The sequence below is a fragment of the Aeribacillus sp. FSL k6-2211 genome, assembly GCF_037966125.1.
Lineage (GTDB): Bacteria > Bacillota > Bacilli > Bacillales > Aeribacillaceae > Aeribacillus > Aeribacillus composti.
On record NZ_CP150190.1, the window covers coordinates 3221734 to 3240000 of the forward strand.

Consider the following 18267-nt stretch of genomic DNA (forward strand, 5'->3'; position numbering starts at 1 on the left):
GGAAAAGTCGTCAATTTCAGTTGTGTTTCGTTTTGGAAAATCGTTTCAATTCCTTATAGTTAAGATAAAAAGAGGTACACTTCTAAATATTGGTATATGGGCTTGTAAATAGTTTCAATTCCTTATAGTTAAGATAAAAAGGAAAAATATTCAAAAATCAGGTATGATATATATGGGTTTCAATTCCTTATAGTTAAGATAAAAACCCCAAAAAACGTTGATGTTAGTATGTTTTCTAAATAATGGCGGATGTTGGTTTTAATTATATTATAACGAACATGGAAAATTTTCGCAATGGCCCATTATTCTGCTGTTTCCTTCAAAAAACAGCTGTCGTCGATCTCCAGGGATTTTTAGACGATTGGAGGTCGACGACTTTTTTCACACTTGGGCGATGTGATGTACTGCGATTGTTTCAAAATTCATACCAGAAAAAATATCGTCATTGTTTTGAAACTAAACCTTGCCTTCTCCAGCTAGCCTGCCAATTAGTCAATCATGAAGGGATCTTCACCACAGATGACGAAGTTAATTTGCTCTTCCATAGGAGTTCAATACGTCTAAACGTTTCCGAAGAAAAACCAACATTTGGTTAAATGCTTTTTTAGCTGATTCTTCGTTATATTTTGGAGAGAATGGGTCACTAAATCCATGCTGTCCGTTAAACTTATGAACCTCGACATTATTTTTGTTATCTAAAGCCGAAATTAACTCATCAACATTAAATGATTTTTCTTCTTGCGGAAAGAACAACAATGTAGGGCATTGAGGTGATATTTCCAGATAATTTCTGATACGAGAACCATAATACCCAATGATTCCATCAACAAGTTGTTCTTCACTACATAGCCAAGCAACGGTTGCTCCTACACTGAATCCGACGACAAATATTTTTTTATATTCATCCTTAATATCCGATAACAAATTTTTAATTATGACCAAAGCATCTGTAAAACCTACGTTTTCCATAAAATTAGAGTAAGCATCTTCCTCTTGAGAATAATCAAAAGGTGTTTCCCGTTCTAACAAATTAGGACACAAGACATCAAAGTCAAATTCAGATAATAATTGACAAACGTATTTCATATGTTGATTGATTCCATAAATTTCATGAACAATGACAATTGCCGTATCAGAATCTTTTTGTATGCTAATCATTTTTGTGCCTCCATCAAAACTGTTGCACCTACTTTAAATTCTTTTTTTCTTTTTCATCACTATACTACCAGCAGCGCAGCAATCTTTATTTTTCAACTCAAATTTATATATCAATGATTTTCAACAACTTCTTCAATAATTGAATTTCCTTCCGTTTCCTTATCATCGAGCCATTTCCAATTCTCATACAGTCTAATTCGCCCATCTGGTAAGATTTTTGGAGTAGAAGTACATTTTCCACCCCTAATCTCGTTTTTGATATTCATATGGTTATACCTAAACTCTAAGCATCCATCTTCTTTTACTATCCCAATTAAGAATCCTTTTATAATTTCTCCACCGCTATACGTTGCTGAGATTATATTTCCTTCTTGTTTATATTCAAAAAGCGTTTCTGAAGAAACTTCTCCATTATCTGTATTTTCAATTGAAACAAACTTGCGGCCATTATAATTTATCACAAACAACGCTCCTCTAATTTTTAATTTTCACTATTTTACCACAATGTTTTATCCTTTTTTAGCCATCAAATTTATTTTCTCATGTTCAACTATTTCACAAGGGATACTTTGAGAAATACTTAATCAGATTTTCTAGTGCGGAATCTGTCAAAAAGGGATTCCTACATTCAGCAGGAATCCTTGATACATCCAATGCCGAACTTAAATTTTAGTACAAGAAGGCGGGGTTATCGCTCTGCCTTTAGCTTCTCCGGATTCCTTCCTTTCGTTCCCCCGAGTTCAGCAGAAGTTGAAAGTAGATCTCCATTTTTGATACCGCTTTTACTTTTTATGAAAAAATTATTCTTGAGTTAAATAATTGAAATGTTTATCAGTGATATATGTTAGATCAATTCCAAAATTCATCTTATTTAAAATAGGTTTAATATATTCTATTAAATGTGCACCAGCCTCAAAATGATCAGGAAATTTACTAATATAAAATGAATTGTTATTGTCACAATTTGGCTTATGCTCCACTAATCCTTCAATTACTTCAATAATTCGACCGACAATATTTTCTTCTAATTTTTCCTCTGAAATTATTACAGTGTGGATATAATTCTCCGCGTCTTCAAATGAATTTTCATCCTCTATTTCCTTTAAAATTGGAAAATCATCCAAAACACTTGGTCTTCTGTAATCTAAAATCAACAGCATACAGATAGTTTCATTATCTTGATTATCTATACGAAACAATTCTAGATCTCGCAATTTTAGCATTCTTACCAATTTGAACATTAAATATCATCTTTCTAACTTTGGATTCCTTTTTCATTGAAGTATACTAAAGAATTTAGAATAACTATACTATACTTCATATAAAATTATATCCGTAAGTTAGAGTAAGCTAAATACACTTTGAGATGAATAACTTATACCGAGAAAAAATTTTTTATGGTTTTTCCGCAACTTTGATCGTCTCAGAAATAAGGAATAATGCTCACTGATCTACCTTCCATACATATAAAAGAGGTGCACTTCATATCAAGTGCACCCCAACAATTGACATAGAACCTTATTTAAAAGCCATCGCAGCTTTTACAGCTTTTTGCCAGCCTTCATATAATTTGTTACGTTTTTCTTCATTCATAGATGGTTCGAATGTACGGTCAATGTTCCATTGTGTCGCGATCTCTGATTGATCTTTCCAATATCCTACTGCCAAGCCGGCTAAATAAGCCGCTCCAAGAGCAGTAGTTTCATTGACAACAGGACGTTCAACAGGGACACCTAACAAATCGCTCTGGAATTGCATTAGAAAATTATTTTTTACTGCCCCGCCATCTACACGCAAGGTTTTCAAGGAAATACCCGAATCCGCTTCCATAGCAGTCAGCACATCTTTTGTTTGATAGGCAAGGGACTCTAAAGTTGCACGAACAAAGTGTTCTTTTTGCGTTCCCCGTGTCAGACCAAATATAGCTCCTCTAACATCGCTGTCCCAATACGGTGTTCCTAATCCGACAAACGCCGGTACTACATATACACCGTCTGTGGATTCTACACGTTCTGCATATTGTTCGCTATCAGCAGCATTTTTTAACATACGAAGTCCATCTCTTAACCATTGAATGGCAGATCCTGCAACAAAAATACTTCCTTCTAAAGCATATTCCACTTTTCCGTTTAATCCCCAAGCAATCGTTGTTAATAGTCCGTGGTTAGAAGCAACAGCTTTTTCGCCCGTGTTCATAAGCATAAAGCAGCCCGTACCGTACGTATTTTTCGCCATGCCTTCTTCAAAACAAGCCTGACCGAATAGTGCTGCTTGCTGATCCCCAGCCGCTCCAGAAATCGGAACTTCTTGCCCAAAGAAATGATACGGAACTGTATGTGCATAAATTTCTGAAGATGGACGTACTTCCGGAAGCATGGATTTAGGCACGGTTAAAATTTCTAACAGTTCATCATCCCATTTCAGCTCATGAATATTGAACATTAATGTTCTTGAAGCATTTGAATAATCCGTCACATGTGCCTTTCCACCCGAGAGCTTCCAAATTAACCAAGTATCAATTGTTCCGAATAAAAGCTCTCCTCTTTCCGCTTTTTCTCTAGCCCCTTCAACATGATCTAATATCCATTTGACTTTTGTTCCTGAAAAGTATGCATCAATTAACAGACCTGTCTTTTCACGAAATGTATCATTTAATCCCTTCGCCTTTAACTCCTCACAAATATCTGCCGTTTGCCGTGATTGCCAAACAATGGCATTATATACCGGCTGACCTGTGTTTTTATCCCAAACAACCGTTGTTTCGCGTTGGTTCGTAATTCCGATGCCTGCAATTTGCTCAGGTTTTATTCCTGACTCAGACAAGGAAGTGGCGATGACGGATAAGATGGAACCCCAAATTTCATTGGCATTATGCTCTACCCAGCCTGGTTTAGGAAAATATTGCGCAAATTCTTTTTGTGAAATATGAACGATTTCCCCTTTTTTATTAAAAATGATCGCACGTGAACTTGTCGTTCCTTGGTCTAGAGCTAAAACATATGTTTCCATTTTCTTCACCTCATTTTTTTATTAAAATTATAAACTTAAAGTGTTGCTTTCGTTTTCTTATAGACATTCAAGCTTTGTTCTTTATTGCTTACTAGCGCTGCCACAACGATAACTGCTACAACAATTGTGAAAATCCAAAAAGTAGAGGTACTGACTCCTTCAAAAGCCCATTTATAAAATAACGCTCCATACGTTCCCCCAATAATCGGCCCTACAACAGGAATCCAAGCATAACCCCAGTTAGAGCTTCCTTTACCTGGAATCGGCAGAATAAAATGAGCAATTCTCGGACCTAAATCACGGGCAGGATTGATGGCGTAACCCGTAGTTCCGCCTAAGGAGAGACCTATTGCAACGATGAGAAATCCAACAATGAACGGGTTCATTCCTTCTGCAAATTTATTCGCTCCAAGTGCCAACAATCCAAGCAACAAAATGAATGTACCAATGACTTCACTTAAAAGATTCGCTGCAGGATTTTTGATTGCAGGATCTGTTGAGAATACGGCTAATTTTGCACCTTGGTCATCGGTTGCTTTCCAGTGGGGCAAATAGTGCAAATAAACGATCACAGCACCGATAAATGCGCCAATCATTTGGGCAATAATATAGGTCGGTACATCACTCCATGGGAAAGAACCGATTGCAGCTAATCCGATGGTTACAGCCGGATTAAGATGGGCTCCGCTAAATTGACCTACAGCATATGCCGCCATCGCTACGGCAAGACCCCATCCCATCGTAATAACAATCCAGCCTGAATTTTCAGCTTTTGATTTTTTAAGTACAACACCGCCGACAACTCCACCCCCAAAAACAATCAAAATCATGGTGCCAATTAACTCACCTAAAAATGCAGACATCAAAGTTTCCTCCCTTTTCATATATTTGTTATCTCTTGCGAAAAGACTACAATTTTGGTCAATAAAAAAGATCCGCAGCAAATTCCCCCCTTAGTATGCAGGCTGCATACAGGGAATTACTGTGGATCTCCATTTCTCCATCACAAATATTAACTTGATTTCAGATTATTACAAAAAGAAAGCGTTGTCAATCACTTTTTTTTTGAATTATGATATTATTTGTTTTGAAGTAAGTTAAAGGAAATGGGACCCATGAGCCTAATATGAATTTTGCAACAATTCAAAAGCAAAGGCTTGATTACGATTCTTTACCTGATTGGAGAAAAGAATCAATAAACGCTAATGCGTCTTTCTCATCTTCTCCATCAGTCATCACTTTGATCGTCTGTCCCTCCATTATGGCAACGCTCATAAGCTGAAGAATACTTTTCGCGTTAATCCTTCTGTCGCCGATCATTAACTCAACCTTGCTTTTATACTGGTTTACTTTTTTCACAAAATCTGCTGCTGGTCTAGCATGCAGACCATTTTCAATGGTCACTGTAATCTCTTTTTCGATCATTAAGTTCACTCCTAATTTTTCTCGCTAGTCATTGATTTTGACAAGCTCCTTTGCACTCTCGCCAGCTCGAACGACCTCTTCAATCGAGCTTCCCAAACCAGCCTCAACGACCGCTGCATAAGCTCCTTCTACGAGAGGAGCATCGGCTATTATAATGTTTTCATTGTTCTCTAGCATCTCAATAGCCATTTCAGCATTAATGAGTGCACTCCCTAAATCAAACAAAACGACAACGCCTTTCTCAGAATAGACTGATTCAATTGCTTCCTTAATGTCTAATGCATTTGTTCCGATATCTCCTTCAACCCCTCCAGCGATGGCTACAGATACTTCAGGTTGAACTTGATTCAGAAGCTTTTTTAGGCCGCTTACAATTTCATAGCTATGTGAAATTAAGACAAGACTTACATATTTCATTGGGCCACCTCTCCTTCTTCGAGCAATTCAGCTAAGGAAGCAAACAATAAATACGATGAAGCTGCCCCAGGATCAATATGACCAATAGAACGCTTTCCTAAATAAGCCGCACGGCCTTTCTTTGCCTCAAGCTCTTTTGTGTCGTCCATTTTCTCTTTAGATAAATCAGTAAGCTCTTTAGAATGAATCGTTTCATGATTTTTCATATACTCAATGACAGGCTCCCAAACATCGATCATCGTTTTATCTCCTACTTGTGCCTTTCCCCTAACTTTTAACCCATCCAATGATGCTGCTAATGCCTCAACTAAAGCCTTTATATCAACTTCTTTTTTACCCTTTAAAGCAAGAGAAGCTTTCATGAAAGCTGTTCCATATAACGGACCTGAAGCTCCGCCTACTTTAGCAATTAAAGTCATGCCAACATCTTTAAACAAAGAACCAAGATCATCATATTTGCCTTCTGTAATTTTCTTGACGGTTTCCTGAAATCCCCGTGCCATATTTAATCCATGGTCTCCATCGCCAATTGCTTGATCCAGCTCCGTTAAATACTCCTTATTTTCCTGAATTTTATCGTTAAAAGTTATGATCTATTTTTTAGCCTGTTCAACGTCAAATGTCATTGATCATCTCTCCTCATATTCCTTCTATAGACAGACTGTAAGAAAGCAAGATTGCTATTTTTTGAATGCGATTGTATCCGCTTGTGCGTCTAACAACTCAATGAGTTGATCGTCTAATTTTAATAACGAAATAGAGCAGCCAGCCATTTCAAGCGATGTCATAAATTCACCAACAAACGTTTCATGTATATAAATGTTCTTTTCCTTTAGGACCTCAGAGACTTTTTTGTTCATAATATATAATTCCATTAATGGTGTTGCACCTAGACCGTTGATCATGACCGCAACCTTGTCGTTTTCCTCAAGTTTTAAGTCATCTAAAATTTTTTCAAGAAGTATTTGTGCGATTTCATCCGCTGGCTGGATTTGTGTTTTTTCAATGCCAGGTTCTCCGTGAATCCCCATTCCAATTTCGATTTCATTTTCTCCGAGCTCGAATCCAGGTTTTCCTGCTGCTGGAACAGTGCATGGAGTTAAGGCCATTCCCATTGACCGCACATTTTCCACAACTTTCTTAGCTACTGCTTCTACTTCTTTTAGCGTCGCACCCTTTTCCGCTAATGCACCGGCAATTTTATGAACGAAAACCGTACCTGCTATTCCCCGCCGGCCTGTCGTATATGTACTATCCTCCACAGCTACATCATCATTCACAACCACTTTTGCTACGTTGATTCCTTCTGCTTCAGCCATTTCGGCAGCCATTTCAAAATTCATAATGTCGCCAGTGTAATTTTTAATAATCAATAACACCCCATTTCCGCTATCAACCGCTTGAATCGCCTCAAAAATTTGATCTGGGGTTGGGGAAGTGAACACTTCTCCACATACCGCTCCGTCTAGCATTCCTTTACCTACATAACCAGCATGTGAAGGCTCATGACCGCTTCCTCCGCCGCTAACCAAGCCAACTTTTCCTTGAATAGGTGCTTCTTTTCTTACGATTACGTTTGTATTTGGCAATCTCTTCATTCGATTAGAATGAGCCGCCACCATCCCTGCTAACATGTCTTCAACTACTTGATTAGGATCATTGATTAATTTTTTCATAGACATACCTCCTCTTAACTTTGCACTTTTTATTAATGCAAAAATGATGCCAACAACGAAAGCGCTTTACGGATGCGTTTTCATATTTTTATGGCGAGTTCATTGGGAAAAAATATCAATCCATTTGATACTTTTTCCCAACTAAATGCTCTAATCCATATTCTCTTATTTTTTTAGCTGCCGTTTTATGAGTGATCCCAAGCGCTTTTGCTAATTGGTTATAGCTTGGGTAATATTGACAAGCAAAGGAAAAAATTTGTTTTTCATATTCTTTGAACGTCTGCACTTCGTTGCCAAAATTGATACTCTGTTTCTGCATTATTTTTTTATTTTCTTGACATTGAGGGTTCGAGATGTAGTAAGGTAAATCCTTGCATCGCATAATTTCTTCATCTGCGAGATTAAATAACCGTTCAATCACATTTTGTAATTCTCTAATATTTCCTGGCCAATGGTAACTGCATAATGCTTCCATAAATCCTTTTTCATACCCTTTGATATTTTTTCCCAATCTAGCATTCAATTGTTTTCGAAACGCCTCCACCAAAAGCGGAATATCTTCTTTTCTTGCCCTTAAAGGCGGCAGATGAATTGGGACAACATTCAACCGATAATAAAGATCCTCGCGAAAACTGCCCTCATCTACCATTTTTTTGAGATCACGGTGAGTCGCGGCAATTACCCTAACATCAAGCTGAATGGGCGCATATCCGCCAATTCTTTCCACTTCCCTTTCCTGCAGCACACGTAAAATTTTTGCTTGTAAATCCAAACTTAAATCACCGATTTCATCTAAAAAAATCGTACCTTTATTAGCGAGTTCAAATTTTCCTCGATGTGTTTTATACGCTCCTGTAAAGGCTCCTTTTTCATAACCAAATAATTCGCTCTCCATTAATTGAGGAGGGATGGCTGCACAATTTACTCGAATAAATAGGTTATTCTTTCTGTCGCTTGCTTCATGAATAGCCTTAGCAACAAGTTCTTTCCCTGTTCCGCTTTCTCCTGTAATAATCACTGTCGAATTTGTTTTTGCAACCTTTGCGGCGATTGTTAAGGAATCTTTTAATGTCTCGCTGTTTCCTATGATCTTATGAAATGCTTCATCAAATCCTTGATGTTTGGACAGCTCCATTTCCAAATATTTCGTTCTTTGCTCCATTAGATCAATTTTTTCGAGGAGCTTTTTAATATCATCGAATGGAGTCATGGTGGCAACTGTTCCGCGAAATTCATCGTCAACGAAAATAGGATTTATTTTTGTAATATAACTAGATTGTTGGTTTACTTGAATTAGTTTCATAATCTGATTTTGAGTGCTTTTAATATTTTCCCATTCATGTTGCCCGATTATTGATTGAATGTTTGGGACACTGTTTAAATTTTTTAACAAAACATCCATTTCATCATTTTTGTATATAAAATTTCCATTTTTATCTGTTAATCCGATTAAATCTGAGACGGACTTTAAAACAAGATTTAGTCGCTGCTGCAGCTCTTTTACTTCATTCAATTCTTTACTGATTTTCTCAATGGTAGATATATCTTGAAAAATAGCAACAGCCCCAATCGTTTTTCCATTAAAAATAATTGGCGAACGGGTTGTTAACAATGTATGATGGTTGATTTCTTGCTTTTTGGATAATTCCATTTTTCCTGTCTTCAGTACTTCATGCAATCTTGAATGGGGAATCACTTCGTCAGCACGTTGATTGATAAGCTCATGAGGATCTTTTTCCAAAAGTTTTGCTGCAGCTGCATTGACATAAGTGATGATATTGTCGCTATTCACAACGACGATTCCATTCGGTAAAGCAGATATGGCCTCATGAAGGGTAATGGAATTTTCCATGAGAAGTCGATCTGTTTCTGCTTGCTGGGAATCTTCAAGATCCGTTTGTTCAAAAAAATCTTTTATCTGCTGGACGATTTGATCGTCTATTTTTTCTTCAAAATGCAGGATAAATTCCTCTCCTTGTCCAATCTTTAAGGACACTAAAGATAATAGATTATTCACTTGAACTTTTTTATCCTGATAGAGAACGTACGTCTTTTTTAATATCTCTTTATTTTGTATGAGATTTTGAAGCAGCGAAATAAAAGCTGCTGCCATCCGGACATGAAGACCGTTCTTTTTGTACACTGTTAATTTAATGAACATGAAATCCCCTCCTTTTTCCATTTTAATATACTTGTTAACAGGATTACTGGAAAATTTTTTGAAAAAGATAGTAGTTATGAATCTCACGATTAAAAAATTTTTTTCACCCTGTAAACGATCATGCGTGGATGTTCTCATTGCTTTGACAGCGCTTTTGTTTATGGTACAATTATAAATAAGTTAATAAATTGTAGCGGAGAGAAGGAGATCCACATCAATTCCCTTTAGTCGTTTGGATGAAGGGGTGTTTTGTTGTGGATTTCTTTTTTTCTAGAGACTTGAAGCAAAGACCTCTTCTCTGTTTCAATTAAGTTTGAAAGCTGAATTCACACTGATTTTTTGCCAATAATAAAAAAGGTGGAACGAACAATGGAATATAAAGATCAAAAAATTATTCCAGCGATTCGCAATATGAAGGATTTTGAAATTTTTCTTCAGAGTTCCTATGCATATGGTGTGTTATTAGATGTCCATATTGCCCAGTTGAAAAATATCGTCAATATTTCTAAGCAGCATTGTAAAAACTTGTTATTGCATGTTGATTTAATACATGGTCTTAAAAATGATGAATACGCAACCGAATATTTATGCCAGTCCTTCAAGCCCTATGGACTGCTTTCGACAAAAGCAAGTGTCGTTTTGAAAGCGAAACAAAAAGGCGTATTGGCCATTCAACGAGTTTTTCTCATTGACTCAAACGCTTTAGAAAAAAGCTATTCCTTATTAGAAAAAACAAAACCCGATGTGATTGAGGTTTTACCTGGCGCCATGCCGAACATTATTGCTGAAATTCATCAACGAATTCAAATCCCGATCTTTGCTGGTGGATTTATCCGCAGTATTGACGATGTCAACAATGCTTTACAAGCTGGTGCTGCAGCCGTGACAACATCCAATAAGCAATTATGGAAAGAATTTGAACAGTCATAATTTATTTTGAATGCCTACCCAATTTTTCGATGCTTTAGGTTTTGGCGGCAGTTTTAGACTTTCAGTTTCAGAAACGCTGTAGAAGACATGAAAGACGCAAGCCATCTTCATCAATTGAATGAAAAAAAATGGCTTGTGCGATGGTGTCAATAGCGTTTTCAAACACTGATTCTTCATCAACTGAATAAAGAAAAGTTCATTATCGGGAAAAGCTTTGAATTTTAAATTCGCATACAAAAGAATTTTCAGAAGATGAAGAATATGCTATAATACATTCAAAGTTAATATTCGGTTGGAGACAAGGAGAGACCACATAGCATTACGTCTGTAGAAGAAGCGTAGTGTGTATGTGGTCTCTTTTTTTAGGACTTTTGACGGATCACAGGAGGAATAACAAATGAACAAAAATGTATTTGCTTATCAAAGACAAGAAATATTAAAAGACGTCGATGGAAAACGGTTTGATGTCATCATTATTGGCGGTGGTATTACAGGTGCAGGAATTGCACTTGATGCAACAACACGTGGAATGAAAACAGTTCTATTTGAGATGCAGGATTTTGCCGCAGGAACCTCAAGCCGTTCCACGAAGCTTGTGCACGGAGGCCTCCGTTATTTAAAACAGTTGGAAGTGAAGTTAGTCGCTGAAGTTGGGAAAGAACGCGCGATCGTCTATGAAAATGGCCCGCATGTAACTACACCTGAATGGATGCTTCTTCCGATTTATAAAGGAGGAACATTCGGTAAATGGAGCACATCCATTGGACTGAAAATTTACGATTACCTTGCTGATGTGAAAAAAAGCGAACGAAGAACGATGTTGAATGCGGAGCAAACTATTGATAAAGAACCTCTATTAAAGCAAGATGGATTATTAGGCGGAGGATATTATGTCGAATATCGAACTGACGATGCCCGCTTGACGATTGAAGTTATGAAAAAGGCAGTCGAATGCGGTGCAAAAGCGATTAACTATGCAAAGGTAGACGAATTTATTTACGAACAAGGCAAAGCCGTAGGTGTAAAAGTTGTTGACCAATTAACAGGAGAATCATATCAAGTGTTCGCAAAGAAAATTATAAATGCAACAGGCCCTTGGGTCGATACGTTACGGGAAAAAGATCACTCTTTAAAAGGAAAACATTTGATTTTGTCAAAAGGAATTCACCTTGTTTTTGACCAAAGCCGATTCCCATTAAAACAAGCGATCTATTTTGATACACCTGATGGACGAATGGTGTTTGCCATTCCGCGTGATGGAAAAACTTACGTTGGCACAACAGATACTTTCTATGATGGGGATATTGCACATCCTAAAATGACTGTTGAAGATCGAGATTATCTTATTAAGGCCATTAATTATATGTTCCCAACGGTCCATATCACCGTGGAAGATATTGAATCAAGCTGGGCCGGGCTCAGACCATTAATCCATGAAGAAGGAAAAAGTCCTTCTGAAATATCACGCAAAGATGAAATTTGGACGTCTGATTCAGGTATTATTACCATTGCCGGCGGAAAATTAACAGGATACCGTAAAATGGCAGAAACGATCGTTGATCTTGTTGCCAAATTATTAAAAGAGGAAGAAAACGCAGCATTTTCCCCTTGCAGAACGAAAAACCTGCCGATTTCGGGAGGAGATTTCGGAGGTTCAACAAATTTTGAATCGTTCGTAACTAAAAAAGTTGAACAGGGAGAAAAATTGGGATTTAGCAGAAAACAATCGGAAAGATTGGTCCGATTATATGGAACGAATGTAGACCGGGTGTTTGAACTGGCAGTTGAATTAAAGAAAGTAAGAAATGAGTTTCAATTACCGATTGATGTTTTAGCCCAGCTTCAATATGGTTTGGAAGAAGAGATGGTCGTAAAACCGGAGGACTTCTTTATCCGGAGAACGGGATCGTTATTTTTTGAAATTCATTCAGTTCACCAATGGAAGGAATCCGTTATTCAATATATGGCGAAAAACTTGGAGTGGACAGAAGAGGAGCAAAACCGTTATCGCAAAGAATTAGAAACATATCTGCACGACGCCGTCACGCCTGTTGATGAAAAACAATAATAGACAAAATATATAATGACAGCAAAGGCTTTTATTATCCGGTTATTTGAACGAAAAGGAAAAAGTAGCCGAATTTTGACAGCATCCCCCTATAAGGAGACAGTAAATATGCATCAATTTACTGTTTACTTATGAGGGGATTTTTTTCGATAATGGTGGTGTTTAACTTTGCACCGGTTATTTCTTAAATTCGTAAATACAAAAAATCATATTAAAGAAAGCTTATTATGTAAAAAGTTTTTAAGAAGTGGATATCGCAAAGTAATGCAAGGTCTAACTTAGAACAGCTGTATCAAGCATTTCTCATCCAGTGCACCCCAACAATTGACATAGCCTGACCAATCTGAAAAATTCAATCCCTGACCGGCAAATGGGATTTGCCATGGAAGGGATTGAGAACGTTAAAGTTCCGCCCGAAAACACCAATGGATTGGAGAATAAAGTTCGAGCTTATCTGAGTGAGAAGACGGGGGTAAATTTAGGCGGAAGTAAAGCAGGCAACGATGGCGTTGAACTTGGCACTAAGGGTACTGGCAAAACAGTTGATGATTTAATTAAAGTTGCTAAGCCTGGAAGAGCAACAAAAGGAAGAACTATTCAGTATGAGTTATCTGGTGGATTTAGTGAAGCAATGAATGACTTTCACTCGTTGGGACCTAAAATTACTAAGGATACGCCTGACCTCAAAGTCGGTATTTTAAAGGATGGAAGAACAGTTATTGTTAGAAAGAGAAGTAGTGATGGCCGTCCTACACTTGAAATTCAAGATGGCAAGAAGAGAATAAAGTTTCGTTACTAGAAAACAAATATGGAGGAAGTTTTATGGAACAATGGGAAAGATGGATACCGCTAGATGATATACCTTCAACAATTTATAATGATATGCTTTTGGATGGTAAAGATGGTGTTATTTTAGAATTTAGTGATGAAAATGGTGAAAAAAAAGTTGTAGTGAATTTTAAAGAAGGAGTATTATCGTATAGAAATACTGATGAAGGTTCGTTATTAGAAACGCTAAATTATTTAGATCAATATTACGGTACAGATTTTTATAGTGATTGGTCTTTATTTAAAGTTAAAAACTCAGAATATTTGAAATGGTTTCATAAAGAAAGTTGCGGTATATACGAGTCAAGAGAGGTAGAACATTATGTATTTTTAACTTCTAATGATGTAATTGAAATATTATCAATATATCCTCCTAGTATTACGGTAAAGTAATTTTGTTATAGTGTGTGAAGCAAGATTCCCTAATATATCGATAAATAAACAATCCGCTTGAACAAAAAGTTCAAGCGGATTGTTTATTCCTCAAGGAGCACTTCGAATAAACTATATAGAGCAATGCTCTATACAACGCGCGCGGACCTTGCTTTCCTAGGAGATTCCCTCTTTTTAGCCATGGAGATTCCCGGCATCGGTTCCGCCGCCATCCGCGAGCTTACAGACGAACTGATTCATTGGCTCGACCGCTATGGAGAAAAGCTGAATGAAGCGGAGGAACTGCTGTATCAGACGGCCGCGTCCATCAGACAGGCAGACCAAACGCTCGCCGACAACATAAAAGAATTCAGTCTGGAGCTTCTTGGCTGGTATGACTTGTAGCGGTTGTTTGGAGAATACGACCCGATTACTGGAGAACGGATATCCGGATGGGACCGCCTGGTTACGGGAGGAATGTTATTGTTGTCCGTCATTCCTCCAGCCAAAGGGGCAGGAATCGCTGGAAAAGCGGGGATCAAAGGAGCGAAAGCGGCCGGGATAGCAGCGGATGTTTCGAAATTGGTCCCGCAAATGAAATATGTTCTCCGCTATGATAAAATGATGTCTGTCTTTCAAGCGGCGTACCTCCAAGTCGTGAAAGCGCCGATTACCAAAACGCTGCGATATTTTAAGAAGCAATGGGATGACCGTCTTACCAGCGTTTCGTCTGTCCAATGGCAGCCAGCCTTGGCGGGAATTGGTCCAGCGTCCCGCGTATGGATGAGCAAGGCTAAGGAAGAAGTAAAAGAAACTGCGATTAACATGATTGGCAAAACTGGGGATGAGGTGGACGGTAAGGGTACGGGTAAATTTAGTAAGTATGATGTAGGATTATATAAAGAAATAAAAGGTGTACCGAGGTTAGATGCACATCATGTTGGACAAAAAGCAATTATGAAAAAATTCATTCGAAATTATGATCCAAATAATGCACCAGCAATATTAATACCAAAAGCTGGACATACAAGAAAAGGTCCTAGGGGAATAGTTTTGAGAAGTTCAAAAGGAATTGAGAGTGTAAGACAATTATTAGCAAGAGATATAATGGAGTTAAGAAGAGTATATCCAGACATTCCTAATTCTCAACTTCGAAAATTAATTGAATTAAATAAACAATTGTATCCAGAGATGAGAAGGAGATGAGATATATGAATAAAGAAGAGTTTGTTAAACTTTTACATCAGTCAATTATAAAAGAAAATCGTAATTTTTATCGAGATATATTCAATAATACTGATATTAATGAAGTTACAGACCCTTATTGGAAAGAAGCGTTGATGTTTTATTCAGAACTATCAGATAAAAATAAAGAAATATTATTTAAAATAATCGAACAAGTAGAAGTGGATGCTGTATCTAATATTTTAGGGGTGTTAGATGGGGTAGTATCAATAGGAGAAGAGGATATTGAGTTTAAAGTGACAATTAACAATAATAATGAACCAATTAATGGAGATTTACAAGACCTATTTTTGGAGTATGATGAAGAGAATAGGTAACAAGTAATGTTAGACTAAAAGCAGACACAGATTATTATAGTAATAATAGACTAAAAAATGAGGTGTCTACATGACAAAAAACAAAGGCGGTACGATCGGGATTAAGCCAATTACTTGTTATGGCCTTCGCCACACTCACGCATCAATGCTCCTATATAAAGGGATGAATATTAAATACGTTTCTCGACATCTTGGTCATAAGGACATTGTGACAACATTTCAGACGTATTCACACATTTTGGACGAGATGGAGCAAAAAGAATCCCGTGCAATGGAGGAGCTCTACCATACAAAATAGCCGTGCAAAATTCGTGCAAAATTTTTTCGAATTCTATCGGATTCTTCCGGTTTTCCAAAAAATGAAAAACGACTGCGTTTGCAGTCGTATTAAAGCTTCCACGATTTTTGATCGTGAGATATCGGATACTAATGATGCCGATGGTGGGAGTCGAACCCACACTCCCGCAAGGGAACACGATTTTGAGTCGTGCGCGTCTGCCAGTTCCGCCACATCGGCGTAATGATATTGATGCAATTCCTCACTGGTGCCGAGGACCGGACTTGAACCGGTACGGTAGTCACCTACCGCAGGATTTTAAGTCCTGTGCGTCTGCCAATTCCGCCACCCCGGCTTGTAATAATGGAGGCGGCACCCGGATTCGAACCGGGGATAAAGGTTTTGCAGACCTCTGCCTTACCACTTGGCTATGCCGCCATTATTGGAGCGGAAGACGGGATTCGAACCCGCGACCCCCACCTTGGCAAGGTGGTGTTCTACCACTGAACTACTTCCGCACTTAAATTTAAAAGGTGGCTGGGCTAGCTGGATTCGAACCAGCGCATCACGGAGTCAAAGTCCGTTGCCTTACCGCTTGGCTATAGCCCAATGATATTAATATGGGGCGACTGATGGGAATCGAACCCACGAATGCCAGAGCCACAATCTGGTGCGTTAACCACTTCGCCACAGTCGCCATCTTATAAATGGCAGGGGCAGTAGGAATCGAACCCACACCGGAGGTTTTGGAGACCTCTGTTCTACCGTTAAACTATGCCCCTATCATGGTGGAGGGGGACGGATTCGAACCGCCGAACCCTAAGGGAGCGGATTTACAGTCCGCCGCGTTTAGCCACTTCGCTACCCCTCCGATTGTAAAAAATGCCGGCGAGAGGAATCGAACCCCCAACCTACTGATTACAAGTCAGTTGCTCTACCAATTGAGCTACACCGGCATATGTATACATATAATGGTGGCTCGGGACGGAATCGAACCGCCGACACAAGGATTTTCAGTCCTTTGCTCTACCGACTGAGCTACCGAGCCTTTTATGGCGGTCCCGACGGGAATCGAACCCGCGATCTCCTGCGTGACAGGCAGGCATGTTAACCGCTACACTACGGGACCATTGGTTGCGGGGGCAGGATTTGAACCTGCGACCTTCGGGTTATGAGCCCGACGAGCTACCGGACTGCTCCACCCCGCGCCGATAAAACAATAAACACTCTTCACACAAAAATTATGTATACATATCATAACATGCTGTGGCCCTAGCGCCGAAATTCATTAATATTCATTTTATTTACTATGTACATGGTGGAGGATGACGGGATCGAACCGCCGACCCCTTGCTTGTAAGGCAAGTGCTCTCCCAGCTGAGCTAATCCTCCATGGTGACCCGTACGGGATTCGAACCCGTGTTACCGCCGTGAAAGGGCGGTGTCTTAACCACTTGACCAACGGGCCAAAAATTTCATTCTGGCGGAGAGCAAGGGATTCGAACCCTTGAGACGGCGTTGACCGTCTACACGATTTCCAATCGTGCTCCTTCGACCACTCGGACAGCTCTCCAAATGGCTCCGCAGGCAGGATTCGAACCTGCGACCGTTCGGTTAACAGCCGAATGCTCTACCACTGAGCTACTGCGGAATGTAAAAGAAGACTAGCTGATGTTACTATTATGTAGAATGCCTCATTTTCTATAGGCTGAATCAAATTTGAAAGAAACAAACTTACAACTTCTTTTCTATTGTAAAGTGATTGCCTGGCAGCGTCCTACTCTCACAAGGGATAGACCCTCACTACCATCGGCGCTGAAGAGCTTAACTTCCGTGTTCGGGATGGGAACGGGTGTGACCTCTTCGCCATTGCCACCAAGCAAATTATTGTATTCATTTGTTCCATTCAGTGGATAGACAACTACTATTATAACTTTTTGACCGTAGTTGTCAATTCCTTTTTGAACATGATTCTTTCAAAACTAGATAACGGTTCCTTCACGAATAGATGCTCTTACTTGGTTAAGTCCTCGATCGATTAGTATCCGTCAGCTCCACGTGTCACCACGCTTCCACCTCGGACCTATCTACCTCGTCATCTTCAAGGGATCTTACTCGCGTTTAGCGATGGGAAATCTCATCTTGAGGGGGGCTTCACGCTTAGATGCTTTCAGCGCTTATCCCTTCCGCACATAGCTACCCAGCGGTGCCCCTGGCGGGACAACTGGTACACCAGCGGTGCGTCCATCCCGGTCCTCTCGTACTAAGGACAGCTCCTCTCAAATTTCCTGCGCCCGCGACGGATAGGGACCGAACTGTCTCACGACGTTCTGAACCCAGCTCGCGTACCGCTTTAATGGGCGAACAGCCCAACCCTTGGGACC

General features: G+C 39.0%; 15 protein-coding genes, 16 tRNA genes, 2 rRNA genes and 2 pseudogenes (1 of these 35 only partly in view). 7 read left to right on the forward strand and 28 right to left on the reverse strand.

The features are described from left to right. Window positions 1-528 precede the first annotated feature (528 nt). The 10 genes from NSU19_RS15515 to NSU19_RS15560 form a co-directional block, all read right to left on the reverse strand. The gene (locus tag NSU19_RS15515; protein ID WP_327856089.1) at window positions 529-1158 is read right to left on the reverse strand and encodes a dienelactone hydrolase family protein; all 630 of its coding nucleotides are present in this window, start codon (window positions 1156-1158) and stop codon (window positions 529-531) included. A 110-nt stretch (window positions 1159-1268) separates the two neighbouring features. After that, the gene (locus NSU19_RS15520) at window positions 1269-1619 is read right to left on the reverse strand and encodes a n-acetylglutamate synthase (protein WP_339197249.1); all 351 of its coding nucleotides are present in this window, start codon (window positions 1617-1619) and stop codon (window positions 1269-1271) included. A 339-nt stretch (window positions 1620-1958) separates the two neighbouring features. Continuing rightward, the gene (locus NSU19_RS15525) at window positions 1959-2357 is read right to left on the reverse strand and encodes a hypothetical protein (RefSeq protein ID WP_339197251.1); all 399 of its coding nucleotides are present in this window, start codon (window positions 2355-2357) and stop codon (window positions 1959-1961) included. Window positions 2358-2676: 319 nt separating this feature from the next. After that, a complete protein-coding gene (gene glpK, locus NSU19_RS15530; protein WP_130157090.1) occupies window positions 2677-4167 on the reverse strand; it encodes a glycerol kinase GlpK in 1491 nt (496 codons plus the stop codon). A gap of 35 nt (window positions 4168-4202) precedes the next feature. Further along, entirely contained in the window at window positions 4203-5030 is an 828-nt protein-coding gene (locus NSU19_RS15535; RefSeq protein ID WP_339197254.1) for an MIP/aquaporin family protein, read from the reverse strand. 298 nt (window positions 5031-5328) lie between these two features. After that, window positions 5329-5592 carry an HPr family phosphocarrier protein gene (locus NSU19_RS15540; RefSeq protein ID WP_063387209.1) on the reverse strand — a complete coding sequence of 88 codons (264 nt, stop codon included), beginning with the start codon at window positions 5590-5592 and terminating at the stop codon, window positions 5329-5331. Window positions 5593-5616: 24 nt separating this feature from the next. After that, window positions 5617-6009, reverse strand: a complete 393-nt coding sequence (gene dhaM, locus NSU19_RS15545; protein WP_063387208.1) for a dihydroxyacetone kinase phosphoryl donor subunit DhaM — start codon at window positions 6007-6009, stop codon at window positions 5617-5619. Continuing rightward, on the reverse strand, window positions 6006-6602 hold the full coding sequence (gene dhaL / locus NSU19_RS15550; RefSeq protein ID WP_339200033.1) for a dihydroxyacetone kinase subunit DhaL: 597 nt from the start codon (window positions 6600-6602) through the stop codon (window positions 6006-6008). The genes dhaM and dhaL overlap by 4 nt, the downstream gene beginning before the upstream one ends. Before the next feature lie 87 nt (window positions 6603-6689). Then, the gene (gene dhaK / locus NSU19_RS15555) at window positions 6690-7685 is read right to left on the reverse strand and encodes a dihydroxyacetone kinase subunit DhaK (protein ID WP_327848249.1); all 996 of its coding nucleotides are present in this window, start codon (window positions 7683-7685) and stop codon (window positions 6690-6692) included. 115 nt (window positions 7686-7800) lie between these two features. Then, window positions 7801-9846 (reverse strand): sigma 54-interacting transcriptional regulator, encoded by a 2046-nt coding sequence (locus NSU19_RS15560; RefSeq protein WP_339197260.1) that lies wholly within the window; start codon window positions 9844-9846, stop codon window positions 7801-7803. A 369-nt stretch (window positions 9847-10215) separates the two neighbouring features. On the opposite strand from NSU19_RS15560, the gene NSU19_RS15565 reads away from it, so the two are divergent. The 7 genes and pseudogenes from NSU19_RS15565 to NSU19_RS15595 all read left to right on the forward strand — a co-directional run. Further along, window positions 10216-10776: a glycerol-3-phosphate responsive antiterminator gene (locus NSU19_RS15565; RefSeq protein ID WP_063387204.1), complete on the forward strand. Its 561-nt coding sequence runs from the start codon at window positions 10216-10218 to the stop codon at window positions 10774-10776. Between the two features lie 397 nt (window positions 10777-11173). Continuing rightward, window positions 11174-12844, forward strand: coding sequence for a glycerol-3-phosphate dehydrogenase/oxidase (locus tag NSU19_RS15570; RefSeq protein WP_339197264.1), 1671 nt, complete (start codon window positions 11174-11176; stop codon window positions 12842-12844). Window positions 12845-13226: 382 nt separating this feature from the next. Next, entirely contained in the window at window positions 13227-13643 is a 417-nt protein-coding gene (locus NSU19_RS15575) for a hypothetical protein (RefSeq protein ID WP_327848253.1), read from the forward strand. 23 nt (window positions 13644-13666) lie between these two features. After that, entirely contained in the window at window positions 13667-14065 is a 399-nt protein-coding gene (locus NSU19_RS15580) for a hypothetical protein (RefSeq protein WP_117017390.1), read from the forward strand. 79 nt (window positions 14066-14144) lie between these two features. After that, window positions 14145-15250, forward strand: a pseudogene (locus NSU19_RS15585) (pre-toxin TG domain-containing protein). A gap of 5 nt (window positions 15251-15255) precedes the next feature. Then, complete coding sequence (locus NSU19_RS15590) at window positions 15256-15606, forward strand: hypothetical protein (protein ID WP_029761977.1); 351 nt, start codon at window positions 15256-15258, stop codon at window positions 15604-15606. A 100-nt stretch (window positions 15607-15706) separates the two neighbouring features. Beyond that, a pseudogene (locus NSU19_RS15595) lies at window positions 15707-15904 on the forward strand (tyrosine-type recombinase/integrase); the annotation flags it as partial. 135 nt (window positions 15905-16039) lie between these two features. Here NSU19_RS15595 and NSU19_RS15600 read toward each other — a convergent pair. From NSU19_RS15600 to NSU19_RS15685, 18 genes are all read right to left on the reverse strand, one after another. After that, window positions 16040-16123, reverse strand: a tRNA-Leu gene (locus NSU19_RS15600). A 26-nt stretch (window positions 16124-16149) separates the two neighbouring features. Beyond that, window positions 16150-16238, reverse strand: a tRNA-Leu gene (locus NSU19_RS15605). A 9-nt stretch (window positions 16239-16247) separates the two neighbouring features. Then, window positions 16248-16321: transfer RNA gene (locus tag NSU19_RS15610), tRNA-Cys, on the reverse strand. A gap of 5 nt (window positions 16322-16326) precedes the next feature. Then, a tRNA-Gly gene (locus tag NSU19_RS15615) sits at window positions 16327-16401 on the reverse strand. Window positions 16402-16417: 16 nt separating this feature from the next. Next, window positions 16418-16492, reverse strand: a tRNA-Gln gene (locus NSU19_RS15620). Between the two features lie 12 nt (window positions 16493-16504). Continuing rightward, a tRNA-His gene (locus tag NSU19_RS15625) sits at window positions 16505-16580 on the reverse strand. Between the two features lie 11 nt (window positions 16581-16591). Then, a tRNA-Trp gene (locus NSU19_RS15630) sits at window positions 16592-16665 on the reverse strand. A 4-nt stretch (window positions 16666-16669) separates the two neighbouring features. After that, window positions 16670-16754, reverse strand: a tRNA-Tyr gene (locus tag NSU19_RS15635). 12 nt (window positions 16755-16766) lie between these two features. Continuing rightward, window positions 16767-16839, reverse strand: a tRNA-Thr gene (locus NSU19_RS15640). Between the two features lie 16 nt (window positions 16840-16855). Further along, a tRNA-Phe gene (locus tag NSU19_RS15645) sits at window positions 16856-16931 on the reverse strand. Window positions 16932-16936: 5 nt separating this feature from the next. Beyond that, window positions 16937-17012, reverse strand: a tRNA-Asp gene (locus NSU19_RS15650). Between the two features lie 2 nt (window positions 17013-17014). Continuing rightward, window positions 17015-17091 (reverse strand) — tRNA-Met (locus tag NSU19_RS15655). Window positions 17092-17199: 108 nt separating this feature from the next. Continuing rightward, a tRNA-Val gene (locus tag NSU19_RS15660) sits at window positions 17200-17275 on the reverse strand. 1 nt (window position 17276) lies between these two features. Then, window positions 17277-17351, reverse strand: a tRNA-Glu gene (locus NSU19_RS15665). 13 nt (window positions 17352-17364) lie between these two features. Next, window positions 17365-17456, reverse strand: a tRNA-Ser gene (locus tag NSU19_RS15670). 3 nt (window positions 17457-17459) lie between these two features. Next, window positions 17460-17534 (reverse strand) — tRNA-Asn (locus NSU19_RS15675). Window positions 17535-17647: 113 nt separating this feature from the next. Next, window positions 17648-17763 (reverse strand): 5S ribosomal RNA (gene rrf / locus NSU19_RS15680). A gap of 138 nt (window positions 17764-17901) precedes the next feature. Next, a 23S ribosomal RNA gene (locus tag NSU19_RS15685) occupies window positions 17902-18267 on the reverse strand (it continues 2568 nt past the right edge of the window).

Excerpts from the sequence above, each read along its gene's own strand:
- NSU19_RS15515 (WP_327856089.1), bottom strand. The coding sequence starts at position 1,158 with ATGATTAGCATACAAAAAGATTCTGATACGGCAATTGTCATTGTTCAT.
- glpK (WP_130157090.1), bottom strand. The coding sequence starts at position 4,167 with ATGGAAACATATGTTTTAGCTCTAGACCAAGGAACGACAAGTTCACGT.
- NSU19_RS15535 (WP_339197254.1), bottom strand. The coding sequence starts at position 5,030 with ATGTCTGCATTTTTAGGTGAGTTAATTGGCACCATGATTTTGATTGTT.
- NSU19_RS15540 (WP_063387209.1), bottom strand. The coding sequence starts at position 5,592 with ATGATCGAAAAAGAGATTACAGTGACCATTGAAAATGGTCTGCATGCT.
- dhaM (WP_063387208.1), bottom strand. The coding sequence starts at position 6,009 with ATGAAATATGTAAGTCTTGTCTTAATTTCACATAGCTATGAAATTGTA.
- dhaK (WP_327848249.1), bottom strand. The coding sequence starts at position 7,685 with ATGAAAAAATTAATCAATGATCCTAATCAAGTAGTTGAAGACATGTTA.
- NSU19_RS15560 (WP_339197260.1), bottom strand. The coding sequence starts at position 9,846 with ATGTTCATTAAATTAACAGTGTACAAAAAGAACGGTCTTCATGTCCGG.
- NSU19_RS15565 (WP_063387204.1), top strand. The coding sequence starts at position 10,216 with ATGGAATATAAAGATCAAAAAATTATTCCAGCGATTCGCAATATGAAG.
- NSU19_RS15570 (WP_339197264.1), top strand. The coding sequence starts at position 11,174 with ATGAACAAAAATGTATTTGCTTATCAAAGACAAGAAATATTAAAAGAC.
- NSU19_RS15575 (WP_327848253.1), top strand. The coding sequence starts at position 13,227 with ATGGAAGGGATTGAGAACGTTAAAGTTCCGCCCGAAAACACCAATGGA.
- NSU19_RS15580 (WP_117017390.1), top strand. The coding sequence starts at position 13,667 with ATGGAACAATGGGAAAGATGGATACCGCTAGATGATATACCTTCAACA.
- NSU19_RS15590 (WP_029761977.1), top strand. The coding sequence starts at position 15,256 with ATGAATAAAGAAGAGTTTGTTAAACTTTTACATCAGTCAATTATAAAA.